Origin of the sequence: Halanaerobium sp. MA284_MarDTE_T2, assembly GCF_003337245.1 — a bacterium.
In the GTDB taxonomy this organism is placed as follows: Bacteria; Bacillota; Halanaerobiia; order Halanaerobiales; family Halanaerobiaceae; genus QPJE01.
This window is the reverse complement of record NZ_QPJE01000035.1, coordinates 1-18,996: the sequence shown is the minus strand read 5'-3', so window position 1 is coordinate 18,996 and position 18,996 is coordinate 1. Positions and strand designations below refer to the sequence as shown.

Annotated in this window: 14 protein-coding genes, 1 tRNA gene and 1 pseudogene; 1 reads left to right on the top strand and 15 read right to left on the bottom strand. The window is 34.2% G+C overall.

Translation table 11 applies throughout. The features are described from left to right. Positions 1 to 78: 78 nt before the first annotated feature. From DFR78_RS10780 to trxB, 11 genes are all read right to left on the bottom strand, one after another. The gene (locus DFR78_RS10780; protein ID WP_114458850.1) at positions 79 to 1,758 is read right to left on the bottom strand and encodes an AAA family ATPase; all 1,680 of its coding nucleotides are present in this window, start codon (positions 1,756 to 1,758) and stop codon (positions 79 to 81) included. Then, positions 1,755 to 2,879, bottom strand: a complete 1,125-nt coding sequence (locus DFR78_RS10775) for a DNA repair exonuclease (RefSeq protein ID WP_114458849.1) — start codon at positions 2,877 to 2,879, stop codon at positions 1,755 to 1,757. Before DFR78_RS10775 ends, DFR78_RS10780 begins: the two co-directional genes overlap by 4 nt. Before the next feature lie 168 nt (positions 2,880 to 3,047). Beyond that, a complete protein-coding gene (locus DFR78_RS10770) occupies positions 3,048 to 4,358 on the bottom strand; it encodes a glucose-1-phosphate adenylyltransferase (protein WP_114458848.1) in 1,311 nt (436 codons plus the stop codon). Between the two features lie 207 nt (positions 4,359 to 4,565). Next, positions 4,566 to 4,664: transfer RNA gene (locus DFR78_RS10765), tRNA-Sec, on the bottom strand. Positions 4,665 to 4,703: 39 nt separating this feature from the next. Further along, positions 4,704 to 6,629 carry a selenocysteine-specific translation elongation factor gene (gene selB / locus DFR78_RS10760; protein WP_114458847.1) on the bottom strand — a complete coding sequence of 642 codons (1,926 nt, stop codon included), beginning with the start codon at positions 6,627 to 6,629 and terminating at the stop codon, positions 4,704 to 4,706. Then, positions 6,626 to 8,044 (bottom strand): L-seryl-tRNA(Sec) selenium transferase, encoded by a 1,419-nt coding sequence (gene selA / locus DFR78_RS10755; protein WP_114458846.1) that lies wholly within the window; start codon positions 8,042 to 8,044, stop codon positions 6,626 to 6,628. The genes selB and selA overlap by 4 nt, the downstream gene beginning before the upstream one ends. 1 nt (position 8,045) lies before the next feature. After that, on the bottom strand, positions 8,046 to 9,212 hold the full coding sequence (locus tag DFR78_RS10750) for an aminotransferase class V-fold PLP-dependent enzyme (protein ID WP_114458845.1): 1,167 nt from the start codon (positions 9,210 to 9,212) through the stop codon (positions 8,046 to 8,048). After that, positions 9,213 to 10,355 carry a glycine/sarcosine/betaine reductase complex component C subunit alpha gene (gene grdD / locus DFR78_RS10745; protein ID WP_114458844.1) on the bottom strand — a complete coding sequence of 381 codons (1,143 nt, stop codon included), beginning with the start codon at positions 10,353 to 10,355 and terminating at the stop codon, positions 9,213 to 9,215. It abuts the gene before it with no gap. Positions 10,356 to 10,365: 10 nt separating this feature from the next. Further along, entirely contained in the window at positions 10,366 to 11,907 is a 1,542-nt protein-coding gene (gene grdC, locus DFR78_RS10740; protein WP_114458843.1) for a glycine/sarcosine/betaine reductase complex component C subunit beta, read from the bottom strand. A 71-nt stretch (positions 11,908 to 11,978) separates the two neighbouring features. Beyond that, complete coding sequence (locus DFR78_RS10735) at positions 11,979 to 12,296, bottom strand: co-chaperone YbbN (protein ID WP_114458842.1); 318 nt, start codon at positions 12,294 to 12,296, stop codon at positions 11,979 to 11,981. 18 nt (positions 12,297 to 12,314) lie between these two features. Then, complete coding sequence (gene trxB, locus DFR78_RS10730) at positions 12,315 to 13,520, bottom strand: thioredoxin-disulfide reductase (RefSeq protein ID WP_114458841.1); 1,206 nt, start codon at positions 13,518 to 13,520, stop codon at positions 12,315 to 12,317. A gap of 223 nt (positions 13,521 to 13,743) precedes the next feature. Between trxB and DFR78_RS10725 the strand changes: the two genes are divergently transcribed. Beyond that, on the top strand, positions 13,744 to 14,415 hold the full coding sequence (locus tag DFR78_RS10725) for a TetR/AcrR family transcriptional regulator (protein WP_114458840.1): 672 nt from the start codon (positions 13,744 to 13,746) through the stop codon (positions 14,413 to 14,415). Between the two features lie 73 nt (positions 14,416 to 14,488). Here DFR78_RS10725 and DFR78_RS10720 read toward each other — a convergent pair whose 3' ends face one another. The 4 genes and pseudogenes from DFR78_RS10720 to DFR78_RS10705 all read right to left on the bottom strand — a co-directional run. Beyond that, entirely contained in the window at positions 14,489 to 16,078 is a 1,590-nt protein-coding gene (locus tag DFR78_RS10720) for a BCCT family transporter (protein WP_114458839.1), read from the bottom strand. Between the two features lie 104 nt (positions 16,079 to 16,182). After that, on the bottom strand, positions 16,183 to 17,502 hold the full coding sequence (grdH, locus tag DFR78_RS10715) for a betaine reductase selenoprotein B (RefSeq protein WP_114458838.1): 1,320 nt from the start codon (positions 17,500 to 17,502) through the stop codon (positions 16,183 to 16,185). A gap of 18 nt (positions 17,503 to 17,520) precedes the next feature. Next, positions 17,521 to 18,846 carry a glycine/sarcosine/betaine reductase component B subunit gene (locus tag DFR78_RS10710; RefSeq protein ID WP_114458837.1) on the bottom strand — a complete coding sequence of 442 codons (1,326 nt, stop codon included), beginning with the start codon at positions 18,844 to 18,846 and terminating at the stop codon, positions 17,521 to 17,523. Positions 18,847 to 18,897: 51 nt separating this feature from the next. Then, positions 18,898 to 18,996, bottom strand: a pseudogene (locus DFR78_RS10705) (glycine/sarcosine/betaine reductase complex selenoprotein A); the annotation flags it as partial.

The following is an 18,996-nucleotide window of genomic DNA, read 5'->3' as shown; positions in this document are numbered from 1 at the left end:
TAGGTAAAGTATACCATAATTGGAGATTGAAATGAATAAATTCAGCTATATTAAATAAAAGAACAATGAAAACCCACACTAAATAGCGAAGAGGCTTTTATTTTTTAAGCTGCTGACTGTACTGGACAAATCACTTTTTTCTGCCAGCATATCTTCCAGTTTTTCCTCAATCTCAGAAAGTTCTCTTATGTTTTTAAAATCATTGATTTTTTTAACACTATTTTCAATTACTTCAATATTTTGCTCACCTAATAAATCTTTTTTATTTTCTAACTTAATTTTTATTTTAGATTTTAAACTGTTCCTATCTTCACTGAAAGTTCTCAATTCTGCCAGACTCTCAGCATTATATTTATGTAAAATAGAATTTTTTTCTTCAATATTTTTTTCGCATCTTTTTTTGAGCATTTTAAAATCTATATTTTGAGATTGAACTTCTATAATAAATGAATCATCCAGCTCTACTTTTAAATATGCCTCAACATCAAAACTTTCACCATTTTTAAAAACTTTTTTATCATTTAATCCACTGGTAATACTGACCTCTTTTTCGGCTTTTATTATTTCCGCTTTCCAGGTAGAAGCTTTAAGTGAGGCTTTATCTTCAATTAATCTTTCATCTAACTGCCTAAGTTTACTAATATCACCTCTATCTACTGCTGGAAGATCATTGATTTTCTTTTTTAATTCAGCAATATCTCTGTCTATTTTATCTATTTTTTCTTTTATTTTTACTTTTTCTGCAAGATGTTTTTTCTTTTTTGCCTTTTCTTTTTCAGCTTTCAGCTGCTCTAATTTTCTTTTAACAGCTGACAATTTTTTCTCGTTATTTTCCAGTTTAATTAAAACTGCCGGCCAACTTTTGTTAACTTCTTTTAGTTCTTCAATCTTTTCATTTTTAGCTTCAAGTTTTGCTTCAATTATTCCTCTTCTATATATATCATCTTCTTTTTCGGACAGAAAATCTATCTTTTTGGAAATGTTTTCTTTCCTTTTTTTAAGTACCTTTAGCTCTTCAGCCAGTGCAAAATATTTTTCTTCGACTTCAAATACCTGCTTCATTTCGCGTTTTTTTAATCCCTTTTCTATAAACTTATCATATATTTTTCCACAACCAATAAGATACGGATTATCTACACCTCTATTTGGATTTTCCGGTCTTTTTTCAGTTAAATTCCATCTTTTTGTGAAATCATCTATAGAATCCAGAACTCTGTTCCTAAATTTTTCTACAGAAACACCATCCAGCTCCATAACTGCTCTGCGGAGAAAACCATTTAAAGTGCTTTTTACTTCAGGATTTTCTTTTATCTCTTCAATTATACTTTTCATATTTTCCTGTCCCGTAAAAATTATATTTTTAGCTGTTTTTCTGTCAAATGAAAAAATATCAAATATTTTATCCTCTATAGATGACTCCTCAGCCAATTTTTTTCCGCCAGATTCCAGAAGTTGAGAACTGTTTTTGTTTCCCCATTCTTTCTGTACAGTATACTGCTTCCCATTATAATTAAAACTGGTTAGAGCATTTATATAATCACCTTTATCTAAAGGCATATATCTTATCTTAAAATCTATGTCTTCTTTTAAATTCATACGCAGTTTGGAACTTTTAAACAAAGCAGCATAAACAGCATCAACAACTGTGCTTTTACCTGCTTCATTTGACCCCATAAGCACATTTAAACCTGGTTCAAACTTTATTTTTATATCTCTAAGGCCGGCAAAACAATCTGTCTTAAATTCTGTAAGTCTCATTTCTGCACCTCTCTTATTAATTCATATGCAAGCTGGAGTGGCTGGTCATCTTCAAACCTATCTGCTAATTCAATCAAGAGCTGATAGGGGAATGAATCGGTATTAAATTCTTTTTCTATCATTTTTTTAGAAATTTTAATTTTTAGATCACTGTCATCGATTAAAAAATATTTAAGTTTTTCTCTTAATTTTTGATAATATTTTTCTTTCTGCTGATAACTTTCTTCATCCAGATAACCTGATAGAGAAAGTCGGAGTAGTTTGCTGGCTGGATTCTCATCTATAATTTTATCTGTAAGCAGTTTCAAATCTTCTAGGCTGCTTATATTTTTATTCAAATCTAAAAAATTAAAACTGCCACAGTTTATTTTTTCTGCACTTATATTTTTACTGCTGTCAATATCAATTATCCAGGCAGAACTATCAGCAGAAAAATCAAATCCATCTGCTTCCGGAGTCCCAGAATTAAAAATTTTGCAGTTTTCAACTTTCTTCTGTACTGGATATGGAATATGAATATGTCCAAGCAGCCATAAATCCATACCATCCATATCCAATAATTCTTCAGTACTTATACTAAAATATCTGCTGTTTAAATCAGGTGATAAATCTAACAGAGCACCATGTACAAGTCCAATATTTAAGCTGTTTTCTGGAAAGGTAATATTTTTAATCCAGTCTATTCTATTTTCTGAGGAATGTTTGCTGTCACAGTAAGCTGAATATAATATAATGTTCTTGTTTATCACATTATTTAGTGAAAAGGCCTTATATTCATTTAAAACTTTTATTTTTTGGGAAATATTTTTTTTAAAAAAACTCCACAGTTCCATCATTCCATTGTCATAATCATGATTGCCGGGAATTATCAGCACAAAATCTCCCGCAAAATCTTCAAGTACCTTTATAGTCCGCAATATATCTTTTTCAGATATATTTATTCTTTCAAAAAGATCACCAGTTATTATAAAAAGATCTGTTTTTACCTGATTAGCTTTTAAAATTAAATCCTGCAGTACTGTAAATCTTGCTTCCACCAGCTCTTCTCTAATTCCAGCTGGATAATTTGAAAATTTCATTCCGATATGTATATCTGCTGTATGCAAGATTTTTAAAGTCATACTTTAATCCTCCCAATTATTATTTCGTTACGTCAATTATTTCTCTTTGTCAATATTTCTCTAAATTAAGCTTCTCTTTAATATGTTCTTCTTTTTCCTTAATTTACCTTTTATTTTTATAAAAAAGACTGCCATACGGCAGTCTAATTAAAAACCTTTATTTTTTAACTAAACATTTAAATCTCGCACCTGATCTTCATCTCCTGCAGCAAGTTTTTTTCCAGCTTCAGAACTAACTGTACTTCCACTTTTAATAATTTTATTGTCAAAATCCTCAACATTTACATAAGAAAATATGCGGCAGTTTCTTTCTATAGTAGTACCTTCAGGAATGGTAGCCCTTTTTGCTATAACATTTAATCCGCTATTTAAAAGATCAGGCTTATCAATATTTGCTGTTAAATCAGTGCCATAACCAATTCTGCAGTCAGCTCCTACTTCTACTTCCTTATCAATAATTGTTTTATCAATTACAGTTCCATTTCTAATTGTAGAGTCATTGAATATAATTGAATTTTTTACAACTGCACCTTCTTCAATATATACTCCAGGACTTATAACAGAATTCTCCACTTTTCCATTAATAATAGAACCATTGGAAATAAGGCTGCTGGCTGCACCACCTTTATTTCCGAATTTTACCGGGGGTTTTTCTTCATTCCTTGTATATAAAGGCCACTCTTTATTATAGAGATTTAATCTCGGCACAGGTTCTGTTAATTCCATATTTGTTTTCCAGTAAGCATCAAGTGTACCTACATCTTTCCAGTAATCATCAAATTCATAAATGTATACTTCATTATGTTTTATCATAGGAGGAATAATATGATGTCCAAAATCTGAATCTTCTTCTGTACAGTATTTTTTTAGTACTTCAACCAAAACATTACTATTAAAAATATATATTCCCATTGACGCAAGATTACTTGGTGGATTTTCTGGTTTTTCGACAAAATCAATTATTTTTTTATCTTCCTGAAAATCGAGTATTCCAAAGCGGTTTGCATCCTCATAATCAACCGGTTGAGCAGCAATAGTTAAATCAGCACCTTTTTTGCGGTGGAAATTAAGCATTTTACTGTAATCCATTTCATAAACATGATCTCCAGATAAAATAATAACTTCTTCAGGAGCTTTATTTCTTATAAAACTAATATTTTTGTATATTGCATGTGCTGTTCCTTCATACCAGTCAGTTTTACCTGGTTTACCTCTAAAAGGTTGAAGTATTGTTACTCCTCCAATCTTTCTGTCAAGATCCCAGGGTTTCCCGATACCTATATGGTTATTAAGTGATAATGGTAGATACTGTGTTAAAACACCAATATTATAAAGTCCAGAATTAACACAGTTGCTTAAAGCAAAATCAATCAATCTAAATTGTCCTGCAAAAGGAACACTTGGTTTTGCTCTATGTGCTGATAAAATATCCAGCCTTGTTCCTCTTCCTCCTGCCAATATTAAAACAAGTGTTTTCACGTTGTTATCCTCCTTTTGCTTTTAAGTTCTGTAAAAGAAAACAGACATCCATACCTTTAAAAGTAGAAATAATTATTATGAATTTAAAGTATTTTACTGATTATATTATTCTATAATACTGCTGATAATCCTTTTTAAAAAAATAAAAATACCATATGATTTCAGATTAAATCACATGGTATCTCAATAATTAACTGTTAACTGTTTTGGCGGGAATGTGTGGGAATCGAACCCACCACAGACAGGTCCACCTGCCTGACATTGGATTTGAAGTCCAAGATGTCCACCATGGACACAGCCACTCCCAAATACATATACCTTTTATATAATAACATTTTGCCCAAATTAATTCAAGAGTTTTTTATTAGGAAATCTTTTATCTCCTCTACGCTGAGTTATTTTTTGCCTGTCAAATTCCTCTAACAGGGGCAGAGAAAATTTTCTGGTACTTTCTATAAGATCTCTAAACTCCGATAATTCAATACTTTCATGTTCTGCAAAATATTCATTAAGCTTATTAAAAGCTTTTTCCAAAGCAGATTGATGAAAATAAATATTCTGAGCCAGGCGTATTAGTTCACCAGAATCAACCAAATACTGTATAATATCTGCTGCCTGTTCTGAATTACCATAGTTTTCCACTATATCTTCTACTGCAGGTGGGTTAAATAAATTATTTTTAAATATAGTAATTATATCTTCTTTTATATTTTTTTCTTTTTCACTTAAACTGATGCTAAAATCCTTTAGTGAAATTATATTTTCTTGTTCTTTTATTTTTTGGTTTTTTTTCATCCAATTTAAAACTCTACTGAATTCCTGCTTATCAAAATAATATTCAGATTGTGATCTCAATTCTTCTTTTTTAATACCTTTTTTTAATTTTCTGCTCTTATGATAATCAGAAATCAAGGAAAGGAGTTCTTTTTCTGCATTATATAAATTATCAATATGGATCCATGTACTGTTTTGAGTATCAGACAATTTTTTTATAACTCCTTTTTTGCTCAAACTATTTAGACACTGCTCAAGTTTTTTTTCTGCAAGAGTAGTCCTTTTAAGCAGATATTTTTTTTCAACTGCTTCCTTTTTTCTATTTTTGATTAAAATTTCCACTCTTTTTTCTGGATCTGCATTTTCCATTGTTTTTAATTCTTCTAGTGCTTTTTTATAATTTCCCTTTCTGGGCGGAGGATCAATTTCAATGATTTTACCTCCTCCAATTGTGGTCATGGGAGAATATCGCCTCAGTACAAACCTCTCTCCAAAATGTGCCACAAGTTCTTCTTCTAATCTAAATTGAACATAGGCATCCTCTCCAGGAAGCAGCTCTTCTCTATCAAATAAAAAGATTCGCCCCAAAACTTCCTGAGCCCCTATATGAAATCTAATTCTATCACCATGTTTAACTAAAAATGAAAGTCCTGTTAGAAGTTTTAAATGTGCTTCAAAAAATTTAGTTTTTATTAGCGAAGAAGGTGCTGCAAGAACATCTCCCCTATTTATCTCATTTTTGTCAATACCGGCTAAATTAATGCCAACTCTCTGCCCTGGAAAAACTTTTTCCACTTTAGAATTATGCACCTGAAGGCTCCTCACACGAGCTTTTTTCCTTTCTGGATAAATTTCCAGCTCATCTTCTACCTCTATGCTGCCACTAAAAAGTGTCCCGGTTACAATAGTTCCGAATCCTTTCATCGTAAATACTCTATCAATCGGGTAATAAACATTTCCTTCTGAATCTTTTTCTGGAATTTTTTCTACCATTTTTTGTATTTCACTTTTTAAATCATCAATTCCAACTCCTTCAGTAGAAGAAACCGGGACTACAGGAGCACCATCCAAAAAAGTATCTACAGTTTTTTCTTTAGTATCTTCTATAACCAGTTCCAGCCAATCAGAATCAACTTTATCAATTTTGGTTAGAACAATTATTCCATGTTTAACACCCAAGAGATCGAGTATTGCCAGATGTTCATCAGATTGAGGCATCATACCCTCATCAGCAGCTACAACAAGCAGAGCAAGATCAATACCAGAAGCTCCTGCTAACATATTTTTAACAAATTTTTCGTGGCCGGGAACATCAATAATTCCGATCTGATTACCATCTTCCAGAGTAAAACCGGTAAATCCAAGTTCTATTGAAATCCCTCTATCTTTTTCCTGCTGCAGCCTGTCTGTATCTGCACCTGTCAAAGCCTTAATTAAAGTAGTTTTTCCATGATCAATATGTCCGGCTGTACCTATAATTATATTCTTTTCTCTCATTTGATTATTTCCTCCTGAAGAATATCATTGATAGCATCTGCAAGAATGTCAATTTCAAACGGCTGCACTGTTTTTAAATCCAAAATAAGCTGTCCTTCATTAATTCTTGTAAAAATAGGCATCTTACTCTGCCTAAGCAGATATGCTATTTTTTCTGGAGAAAATTCTTCAGCAGAAATTTTTAAAACATATGTATCAAGCTCTGTTAGTGGATATGCACCTCCACCAATCCGAGCAGTATCTTTTTCTATAATAAAATTGAATTTATCAACTTCTTCTATTTTACTTAACAGGTCTTCAGCTCTCTGCTTTGTTTTTTCAGTATCTTCTGTCAGCATTCTGAGGGTAGGTATTGTTTCAACAGCTTTATCAAAATTTCTGTAAATATTTAAAGTTGCTTCCAGAGCCGCCAAAGTAAATTTATCAACCCTGAGGGCTCTCATTAAAGGATGATATTCTATTTTTTCTATAAATTTCTTTTTCCCAACTATTATACCGGCTTGAGGTCCGCCAAGCAGCTTATCACCACTAAAAGTAACTATATCTATCCCTGCACTTATCGATTCAGCCACTGTAGGTTCATATTCCAGCCCATAATCCTGCAGATCAAATAAAATACCGCTGCCCAGATCTTCTATCACAGGAATATCTCTTTTATGTGCATATTCTACAAGTTCTTCAGCTTTGACTGTTTCTGTAAAACCCATTATACGGTAATTGCTGGTATGTACTTTCAACAGTGCACCTGTTTCTTCAGACACTGCATTAAGATAATCCTTTAGATAGACCTTATTTGTTGAACCAACTTCAACCAGCCGACAGCCACTCTGCTCCATAACTTCAGGAATTCTAAAAGAACCACCTATTTCCACAAGTTCTCCTCTGGAAATAATAACTTCCCTTTCTTTGGCAAGGGCTGCTAAAACAAGTGTAACAGCTGCAGCATTATTATTGACCACAAGAGCAGCTTCAGCTCCAGTTAGCTTTTTTATGATTTCCTGCAGAGAAGCATAACGGTGACCACGTTCTCCACTTTTCCTGTCAATTTCTAGTGTTGAATAATGTTTTGCTACATTATCAACTGCTTTTCTTGCTTTCTCAGACAGCAGTGATCTCCCTAAATTAGTATGAATAATGACACCTGTCGCATTAATAGCAGGTGCCATTTTAGGTTGATATAATTTTTTTAAATAATTTTCTGCATTCAGCAGAATATTTTTGATATTTAATAAATTTTTATCAAAATTTTCCTCATCAAAATTCTCTGATAAAATCTCATTTCTTAAATCATCTGTTATCTTCCTTACAGCTTCAAGTAAATCTGTTCTAGAAAACTGATTTTTTATTTTATCTGCTAAATCATCTGCCAGTATATCATTAACAGATGGAATAGAGCTTAATAAATTTTTATTCATATTAACCTGACCCCTTTTTAACAATATTATCAATTATATTTAAAAACATATCAATTTCTTCTTCTTTATTAAAATAGCCTATACTTACTCTAACCATTCCCTGTTTTACTGTCCCTAAATTTTTATGCAGCAGTGGTGCACAGTGCAGTCCACTCCTTACCTGTATATTATATTCATTTTGAAGGATATATGCAAGTTCATGTGAAGCGATATCTGCTATATTAAAAGCAGCAACAGCTACACGCCCTTCTCTTTTTAGTTTTCCATATACTTTTACTTTAGGAATAAAGTTAAGCCCTTTTAGCAGTTTTTCAGTCAGATTCATTTCTTTTCTGTGAATATTTTTTATACCAATTTCATTTATAAAATCTATACCTGAACCAAGCCCGACAATTCCAACCGTATTTATCGTCCCTGCTTCAAATCGGTCGGGCATAACATCGGGCTGGCAGGTATTAAGAGAGTTTGTTCCCGTTCCTCCTTCTTTTAAAGGAGACAAACTCTCTGGATCCCTTATATAAAGTGCACCAATTCCTGGAGGTCCAAAAAGAGATTTGTGTCCCGGTACTGCCAGAAAATCTATTCTAGGATTATTTACATCAATCGGAATAACTCCAGCAGTTTGAGCACCATCCAGGAGAATTAATATATCATTATTATCAATATTATTATCAATTATTTTAACAATGCGGTCTATATCAGCTACTGTCCCGGTTACATTGGAAGCATGCGAAACAGCAACAAGCCTGGTGTTCTTTTGAATTGAAGACTGGAATTCTTTATAATCTATCTCTCCACTTTTTTTATCAAGCGAGACACAGCTTATTTCAATACCAATATCCTTTTTTAATCTCTGCAGTGGTCGTATAACTGAATTGTGTTCCATATTAGTAATGATAACATGGTCTCCAGCTTTTAGAACCCCTTTTATAACTGTATTCAGAGATTCTGTTGAACCAGAATTAAAAACAAGATGATCTGAATTTTCTATCGAAAAAAATTTAGCAGTCTTTTCCCTAATATCATAAATAGTTCTAGCGGTATCCACCACCTCTGATGCACCAGATCTTCCAGGATTCATCCCCATATTTCTGAAAAATCTATCCATAGAACTGTATACTCTTTCTGGTTTTGGCCAAGTAGTTGCCGCATTGTTAAAATATATCATTTATTCAATAAAACCTGCCTTTCTGAGAATAGATTTAGCAGAACCGAGATCATCTTCTGCTACAAGGATAACTGGTCCAGTACAACCCATTCCTGTTTCTGCATAGATATTTTCTTTCCAGAGACTTTCTTTTGCAGACTCTATCTCTAAAATATCGATCCCGGCAATTTCTTCTCCAGTCACTTTCTTTTCTGGAGCAGAAACAGCTTCAGATGCACCTGATTCACTTCGGCTTTCTTTTAGTTCAGAAATTATATCTTTAAGACCAGCTTTATTAGCAAGTTCTATCTCTTCGCTAACAATATCTAATAGATCTCCTCTGCTAACTTCAGCCATGAACTTGACCGCATTTGCAATTACAGGAGCACCGGAGGCTCTAGAGATAATTCCAATCAATCTGTCAAAATTACTTCCTATGCCTGGTCCATAACCATAACCTACTGCTTCATACTGACCACCAGTATTAAACGCAGAAAACAATTTCATCAGCATATTGCCTGTTAGAGTATCTGTCACCATAACATCCGGCACACCAAGTAGCAGATCATTACCCCGCATAACTACACCACCATCTGCACGAACTGAAGTTGCAAATTTAAGGTTATAACCATTATCCTGTAGTTTGCGCAGGTTTTTCTCTACAAGTCTTGCCCCTTCAACATTTAAAATTCCCACTGTAGGTTCCTTAATTCCGAGTGATTTTGCTGCTGCAATACCATAAATGGTATTTTTGAGCATTGAGGGTACCCGATCGGTATCAGTAGTACCTGTAGTTGTAGCAATCAGCATTTCTTCTCCCTTACCTGGTGTTATAACCCGGCCAACAGTGGAGACTCCCATGGGAAAATTATAATGCAGTGTTACTGCAGCATCCAGTTCATTATTTTTCAGCATTTTATCCATAATATCATGAGCATCTGCCAAACAGCTGCATTTAGTGCTGCCACAGCCGATTAATTTTACTTCTAAATCACTGTGATTTTTTTCAGCGATTTCAGCTGCTTTTTTAAGTTCTTCTTCACCATGTTCACTTTCTAAAACTGTGAGTCCGATTTTCTTTTTTTCACCGAATTCACCAGATTCAATTGCAGAAGCTAAGTCATTAAAAACATCAGCAACTTTCTTTTTTACGTTATCTGCCATTTTATCCACCTCACTCGGTCTCGCCGAGAAGATTTTCTGCCATCTGTCTCATAGCATCGGCGATCATATTTTTAATTTCTTTATCACTTACTTCTCTTTTTTCTTCTGCAATCCCTTTATTTTTTTCTATTACAAATGAAACTCCATCAAACTGATTGGTCATCCGTCCCAAAAAAAGACTACCTTTACCTATAATCATAGCTTTATCTATCATGTCTTTTTTCATCATTTCAGCTGCAGGACCTATAAAAGGTACCCCAGAAGGAATATGACCCTGTGTTGGGGCAAAACCGGGCATTCCATGACTTTTTACAAATTCCATAAGTTCTTCTCTCTCAAGATCTCCACGTTTTACTCCTAAAGCCGCAATCATTTTGTAATTTGATTCTGGAACATTACCCGCTCCTGCTGGTTTAGTTATTTCCGGATTCTGCATTTCCACTGAATATTTATCAATATCCTTAATAGAAAGATTGTTTTTATCAAGTGGTTCAGTTACCAGAGAACTAATCACTGCCTGGGGAGATGAACCAGTTCCTACCTTATGACGTCCTATAATATCTGTTCTAATTAGAGGACTAACTCCATCATTTTTAGATACCAGAATTGCAAATCCACCTAATGTGTCTTCAAGAATTGGTAGATCTTTCTTTACATGATCTTTACCATTCATACCAAGTTTTGCCACTGAACCACCGGCTGCAACTATTACATTATCATAAACCCCTGCTTTAACTAAAGCTGCAGCATTTACAAGTGCATGTGCTGGAGCTGCACAGAAACTTCTGAGATCAGAACCATTTGCATTTACACATCCTACCATTTCTGCAATCGCTTTAGCAAAGTTTCCTCCACCACGCTGATTGATATCTCCACATGCCTCTTCCGAACATTCTATCAGGTAATCTATTTCTTCCATATCTATATCATGTTTTAAAGCCAGATTTTTAACTGCCAGTACTGCAGAAGCTTTTCCAACAAGATTTTCTAATATGACATGTGAACTTAAATTGATATCTGTTTCATGTGCCTGCTTTACACAGCCAATAAGCTCTCCATCCAAATAAAGTGGTTCTGCTTGAGCGGCTGTTAATTTCTCTATTTCTGCCATATCTTCGCCTTCTCCTATATCTAAATCCATTTCTTTTAAGATCGGATGATCTGCTGCAATTTCTTCTGCCTTTTTACTGAAATCTCTGCTTAATTTAACAAGATCAAAAACATCAACATGTTTTAACAGAAGATAAAATTCTTTTTCCGGCATTATTTCGCCCAAACTGCCGAATCTATCTTCATCAAGCAGATTTTCTTCACTATACCACGGTGTATCTATCTCATTTAATTTATCAGGCAGAATATTACCAATATATGCCTGATTAGGTGCATATCTTACTACCTCTTCAAAACTTCTTAAATGGCTGTCTATCTTTTTTAAATATTCATCATCAGGGTTTTTAGCTCTAGTAGTAGTCTGAGTTGACCCTGCTTCTTTTAAAATATCTGGTGTGTGAACCAATATATAACTTGAACCTTTTACAACTGGAAATTCCATTATTTATTCACCTCCGAATATATTCGCAAAAAGAATCTCCCTCCAGATAAATGGAAAGAGATTTTAATCTATTATAATCTCTCTTCAAGTTCTTTTTTAATATCTTCTGCTTCCAGGTCTTCTCCACTTAAATGTTCAACTTTTTCTCCATCTTCATAAAAAACAATAGAAGGCAGGCCCAGTACTTTTTGACCAATTGCAAGACGCCTATTTCCTTTTATATTTAATTTGGCAAATTTAAAATTATCTTTATACTCTTCTGCCAATTCTTCTATATCAGGCATTATTTCCATACATCTATCACAGCTATCACTCCAAAAATCTACCACTACTTTTCCTTTACTATTTAATACTTCATCTTCAAAATTATCTTTTGTAAGTTCTAACATCTTTAACTCCCTATATTTTTACAGTACTGACTCAATTTTTTCTCGATCAGGATTAACCAATTTTTTGGCTACTTCTCCATCTTTAAGTTTAAGTACTGTCGGTATTTCTTCTATATCATATCTATCTGAGATAAGTCTATTTTTATATGTGTCTATTTTTAAAAACTTGTATCCTTTATCTTCAATTTTCATATTTTCAAGCTCTGATACCATATCCATACTATTTTGATCTGTTACACTCCAGAAAGCCACTACTGCCGGTCTATCAGCATTGACAACATTATTATGCCAGTATTCTTCTTCTTCTATATATCCCTGTGCCATTACTGCAGCTGTTGCTCCATCTCCAGCAGCGGTTATTACCTGCCTGACAACTTTGTTTCTTACATCTCCCACTGCATAGACACCGGGACTGGAAGTTTCCATATTATCATTTGTCTTTACATAGCCGTGCTCTGTTAAATCTACAGCGTCTTTTAAGAAATCTGTATTTGGTACACGTCCTACAAAGAAAAATACTCCATTACATTCCAATTCTTTTTTCTTACCGGTCTTTATGTTTTTAACCACTGCTTTTTCTACTATTCCATCACCTTTTATTTCTTCCAGTACAGAATTCCAGACAAAATCTATCTTTTCATTCTCCATTGCTTTCTCCTGCAGTATCTTTTCTGCATCCATTACACCTTCATCATGAATTACAACCATAGTAATTTTATTGACAAATTTAGTTAAGTAAATAGATTCTTCTACAGCTGAATTCCCATTTCCTACAACTACGATATCTAAATCAGTAAAAAGATCAGCATCACATGTTGCACAGTATGATACTCCTTTACCTTTAAATTTTTCTTCTCCTTTAACACCCAGTTTGCGCGGCTCAGCACCTGTCGCGATTATTACACTTTTTGCTTTATATTCTTCGCCCTTTTTTGTTTTAACTGTTTTATTAAATCCATTTACATTTAGTTCTATAACTTCACCGCGTTTAAATTCTGCACCAAATTTTTCTGCATGTGTGCGGAAATTTTCCATCAACTCAGAAGCAGTTGTTTCTGGTACACCAGGATAGTTTTCCATATCGTGATATGTCGACGGCTGTCCACCAGTCTTTCTTTTTGCTTCCAGTACAAGTGTATTAAGGCGGGATCTAGATCCATAAATGGCTGATGCCATACCTGCTGGACCCCCTCCCAGTATAATCAGATCATATTCTTGACTCATATTTTTTCCTCCTATTTCCTCCTATAAGATTTTATATATTATTTACAAAACCCCTACAGTTTTGTATTAATATTCACAAAACCCCTACATTAAAAAGTATATTAAATTAAATTCCTAAAGTCAATTGATTTCTGTAATTCTTGCAATTTTTTCTAAGTTATTGTATCCTTGAGTTGGTATATACAGTGTATAAACAAATTGTTAAAGGAAGTGTTTGGTATTTATGATCGATTTCAACAGCAGAGATATCAGAAAAAAAAGAACTTTAAAGTATTTTATCGAAGCAGCAAAATCAATTATTGATAAAGAAGGTATTGACAGTATTACAATCCGCAAAGTAGCTAAAAAAGCCGGATATAATAGTGCAACAATCTATAACTATTTTGACAACTGCAATCAGCTTATATTTTTTGCTTCTCTTGATTTTCTGGGTGAATACAGTAAAGCAATGCCAGATTATATTGCGAAAGCAGAAAATGAAGTCGAAAAATTTATTTTAATGTGGGAGTGTTTCTGCAAATATTCTTTTGAAAATCCCAAAATATATTATGCAATTTTTACTGATCAAATAGGTGATCATCCAGAAGTACTTGTTAAAAAATATTTCCAGATCTTTCCTGAAAAACTGGGGACACCACCTGAAGAACTAATTCCTATGCTGCTTGATGCAGATCTTTCAAGGCGGGCTTCTATTGCTTCTAAACCGCTAATTGAAAATAATATTTTAACTAAAGAAAAAGCTGACCAGATGGATAATATGATTACTTATATTTACCACGGAATGCTCACACTACTTATAAATAAGCGCATAGACTACACCCCAGAACAGGCACTTAGTAATATAATTAAACATATTCGTTCTATTGTTAATCATGCAATCTACTGCAGTAATTGAATGATTAAGATGAAATTAATTTAATAATTTTATTAGAAAGATAATTCCCGGTTAAAAAGCCGGGAATTTTTGTTTATTCTTTGACTGCAGCTTCAGTTGTTTCTAATACATCATTATCGATTTCTTCAATTGAAACACCAGCAAGTGCATTAATATCTACAATACCTTCTGCTTTTTCTTCTGCTTTTAGAGACTTTATAATGGCCCACATTGCAAAAAGCATTATAAAAGCAAATGGAAATGCTGCTACAATTGAGCCAGTCTGCAGCATACCCAATCCACCAGAAAGCATCAGAGCTACAGCAAGTCCAGACTGTATAACTCCCCAAATTATCTTTCTTTTGGTAGTAGGATTTTGATTTCCTTTATCTGAAAGCATACCAAGTACAAAGGTGGCTGAATCTGCAGAAGTAATAAAAAACGTTATAAGAAGAACAACTGCAATAATGGATATCAATCCACCATATGAATAATTCTGCATTACTACAAAAAATGCAGTTTCAGTTGTTGCAATTGCTTCTTCAGCTACTTCCATACCTGTTTCTATACCCATTGTTCCTAGAATCGCAAACCAGACAAAAGATGCCAGTGTTGGTGCAAATAAAACTCCGCCAATAAATTCTCTTATTGTTCTACCCCTGGAAATCCGGGCAATAAATGTAGCCACAAAAGGCGCCCAGGCTATCCACCATGCCCAGTAAAAAATTGTCCACCAACCATACCAGGGTTCACTACCAATTTTGAAGCTATCTCTAACAAGATTGCTCATATATAATCCCAATGAATTTGTAAAGTTATTGAATATTAATACTGTTGGACCAATAATTACACATAAAAGCATAATTAGCCCAGCAAGAGATATATTTACATTAGAAAGATATTTAATACCTTTATCAACACCTGTAATGGCAGAGATCATAAATAAAATTGTTATTACAGCAATTACCAGCAGTCTTACAGTATCAGTTTCCGGTACTCCAAAAAGAAAATTAAACCCACTTGTCACCTGCAGAGTTGCCATTCCCAGGGAAGTAGCAACACCTGCTACTGTAGCAAAAATTGCTAGTATATCAATAAATTTTCCAATTCCTCCTCTTGCTTTTGCTTCACCAATTAAGGGAATAAAAATACTGCTGATCTGGGCAGGTTTATCATGCCTAAACTGCATATAAGCCAGGGCAAGAGCAAGAACTCCATAATTTGCCCATGGATGCAGACCCCAGTGAAAAAAAGATGTTTTTAAAGCAAAATCTGCTGCAGCTTTAGTGCCACCTGCCATACCTAATGGAGCTACAAAATGGTTGAGTGGTTCTGCAACCCCCCAAAATACCAAACCTACACCCATTCCAGCACTAAAAAGCATAGCAAACCACGAAATAGTACTAAATTCAGGTTCTTCATCTGGTTTTCCCAGTTTGATCTTTCCATATTTACTTAAGGCAACCCAAATACAGAATATTACAAATAAAGACATACTAAAAAGATAGAACCAGCCAAAATTTATGGTTAGATAATTAAATAGGCCATCTGCAATTGAACTGAAGCTGTCCGGCATAGATATTCCCCAGATTACAATAGCAAAGACCACTATTAATGAAATTAAAAAGACTTCCTTACCTCTCTCTTTAATTACATTACCATTTATATCCTTTTTATTTTCCACCTATTTCACCCCTCTGGTTATATTAAAATTTTCACTTGGGTTTTCACTTAAGTTCGATGTAAATGCCTCTACCCCCCCATCTATGGGGAGATAAAGGTATTCTTTTATATTTCCACATCAAAAACTGTCTGATCATCAATATCTGATGTTAGGGCATCTAATGCCACACCAACTCTGTGATATCTGAGTTTCCACTGTTCTTCTTTACTTGTAGAAGGATCTCCTAATGGATAAGGGATAGAAATAGTTGGAACAATTCTATTTGAACCAACAGTTTTTGCTACAGGAATTAAGTTAGCCATCTGAACAACCGGGAATCCGGCTCTTTCTATTTCTTTTACCATTGTTGCACCGCAACGTGTACAGGTACCTCAGGTAGAAGTTAATATTACTGCCTGAACTTCAGCCTCCTTAAGGTCCTGGGCTATTTCCCTACCCATTCTGGCTGCTTCACCCTGAGTAGTTCCAGTTCCTACTGTTGAATAAAAATAGTTGTGCAGCTTACCTATCTTACCCTCTTTTTCGTAAGCACGCATTGCATCAACAGGAACTACAACATTAGGATCTGCATCTGCTGCTGCAGGATCATAACCTGCATGAATTGTTTTAAATGCACCATCTTCTCTATTTCCTAATTTTTCCATACCACTGATATCGTATTTTCCCCATCTAGTTGCTGAGGCAGATTGAATTTTATCAGGATTATCTACAGGTACAATACCACCGGAAGTGACAAGAGCTATTTTAGCATCACTTAAATCTTCCACAGCAGGAGCTATATCAACTCTATCCAGCTCTGGTATTGGCAGTTCACTTTCAAAATCTTCTCCATTAATTTTTTTCAAAAGCATTTCTACAGCTCTTTCAGCTGCAGGTGTTTTATCTTTCAAAAAGTACTGATGTCTAATACCTCTTTTATAATATCCCTCTTCTTCTGCTGGCAATAATTCTTCATTATTTAAAATTTTATTTCCAAATTCAACCATCTTTGTTACATCATTTTTCATTTTAGCTGCACTGTGCCCGCCGGGAAATATATAAATATCTTTTTTAAATATTTCAACCCCGGGATTTTCTATATTCATTGAAGATATAACTGGGACATTAAATTTCTCTTTTACTGCTTTACCTATCTCACCACATGCTATACCATAACGTCCGGCCTGAAAAGCAGGCCCAGCAAAGAAGATATCAAACTCTACATCTTCCAAAAAATCTAAAATTGTGTCAATTGCTTTATCTTTATTACTCCCCATATAATTATCTCCACAAATAACTGTATGGGTGACTTCACCATCAAGTAGCTGATCATATAACATAGCTGCTCCAACTTTTTCTTCCCGAATTTCTGGAGGATGGTCTGCTACTTCTTCTCCACCAATCTGTCCAAAAAACTGATTTAAATATACAACTGCTTTTTTCAATTTTTTCACCTCCCGGGTTTAAAATTCTTTCATGGTTTTTGGTGACCATCCTGCAATTTGATCTCCACAGAACATTGAATTGTTTTCCATAATAATAGATCCATCTTCTTTTACTGAAGAACCAAGAATTTCATCATCAGCCCACCCACCAGAAAGACCATCTCTAGCAAGTGCTTCAAGTTCTCCAATAACTGTCTCCATCGGTGGTAATGTAATTAATTCAGAAACATTACCGGTAGATACAAGTGCATCTGCTTTAGGATCAAGTGTAACTAATGGCTGTGAGCCACCATCTCTACCTGTTGCTTCATTACTTACACCAACAGTTTTAATACCAGCATCTTCCAAAGCTACAATACAGCCAATATAATCTGCATCTGGATTACCATAACCTTCCTCTGTCACTACAGCTGCATCTGCTCCCAGAGATTTTGCCATCTGTGCTACAAACAAAGCAGATCTTTCTTTCTGCTCAAGGGCAACATTTAGATTTGACATTATCACACCCAAAAAGTTTATGGTTTTTCCATGTTCTTTATATAATCTTTTTATAAGTGGAAAATTCTGAAAATCATATGTTGACCACTTGGATGAACTCGGCATAAAACTACCGGAAATCACTGCACCATCCAAAATTTCATTTGGATGCATAAATGTTGGCAGCATCCGATTTGTATCCCAACCATAATTTAAATCATTATATCCCAACTCTTCCATCTGAGACTGCGGCTGCATTACTATAACTACTGAAGGAAGTTCAGTAACTTCTTTTGCACGTTTTGTTACCGGCTCTAAAGAATATTCTTCTTTATCTTCAGGTTCTAAAGCTTTAACAGTTTTTCCTAAATATTCAGCTAACCGCATACCTGCCCATCTTAAGGCATGATTCTTTTTCTGCTGTTCCCTTTTTTCAAATTCTTCGTCAGTATCAGCCACTAAAACAACATTTTTTAGAGAAGAAAAATAAGTATATTTTGCTCCTTCTCCACCCATATCAATTAAACCATCCTGAAATCCACCCCAGTGTTTTCCAACTACAAGTACACTCATATCTTTTAAACAGTTGGTTTTACCATCTCCGGCCTGGATAAGCTTTCCTGTAACACCAGAAAATAATGCGCCTCCATCCACACGACAGCGAGGTTCTATCGCCTCTTTTACCGGAACCAGACGGACCATATCTCCGGGCCTTACAATTTTGATATCAGCTTCGGTGATATGTTCATCTTTATAAACTACTTCTAAAGCTTCTTCTTTATTTATGGATAAAATTTCATCTTTAAATGCAGTTTTCTCACCAAAGTTGATATCTTTAACATAAAAATTTCCAAGTTCAAGTTTCACCGCGGTCCACCCCTTTCAAGGTAATTAATTCACAATCAAAAGCAAAAAGCTTTAGAGAGTATATTTAGAGTATTTTTCTCTATAAGTTTTAACTTCTTCCACTATTGCATCAACATCAAGCACCATTTCCATCATACTTATCTGATCTTC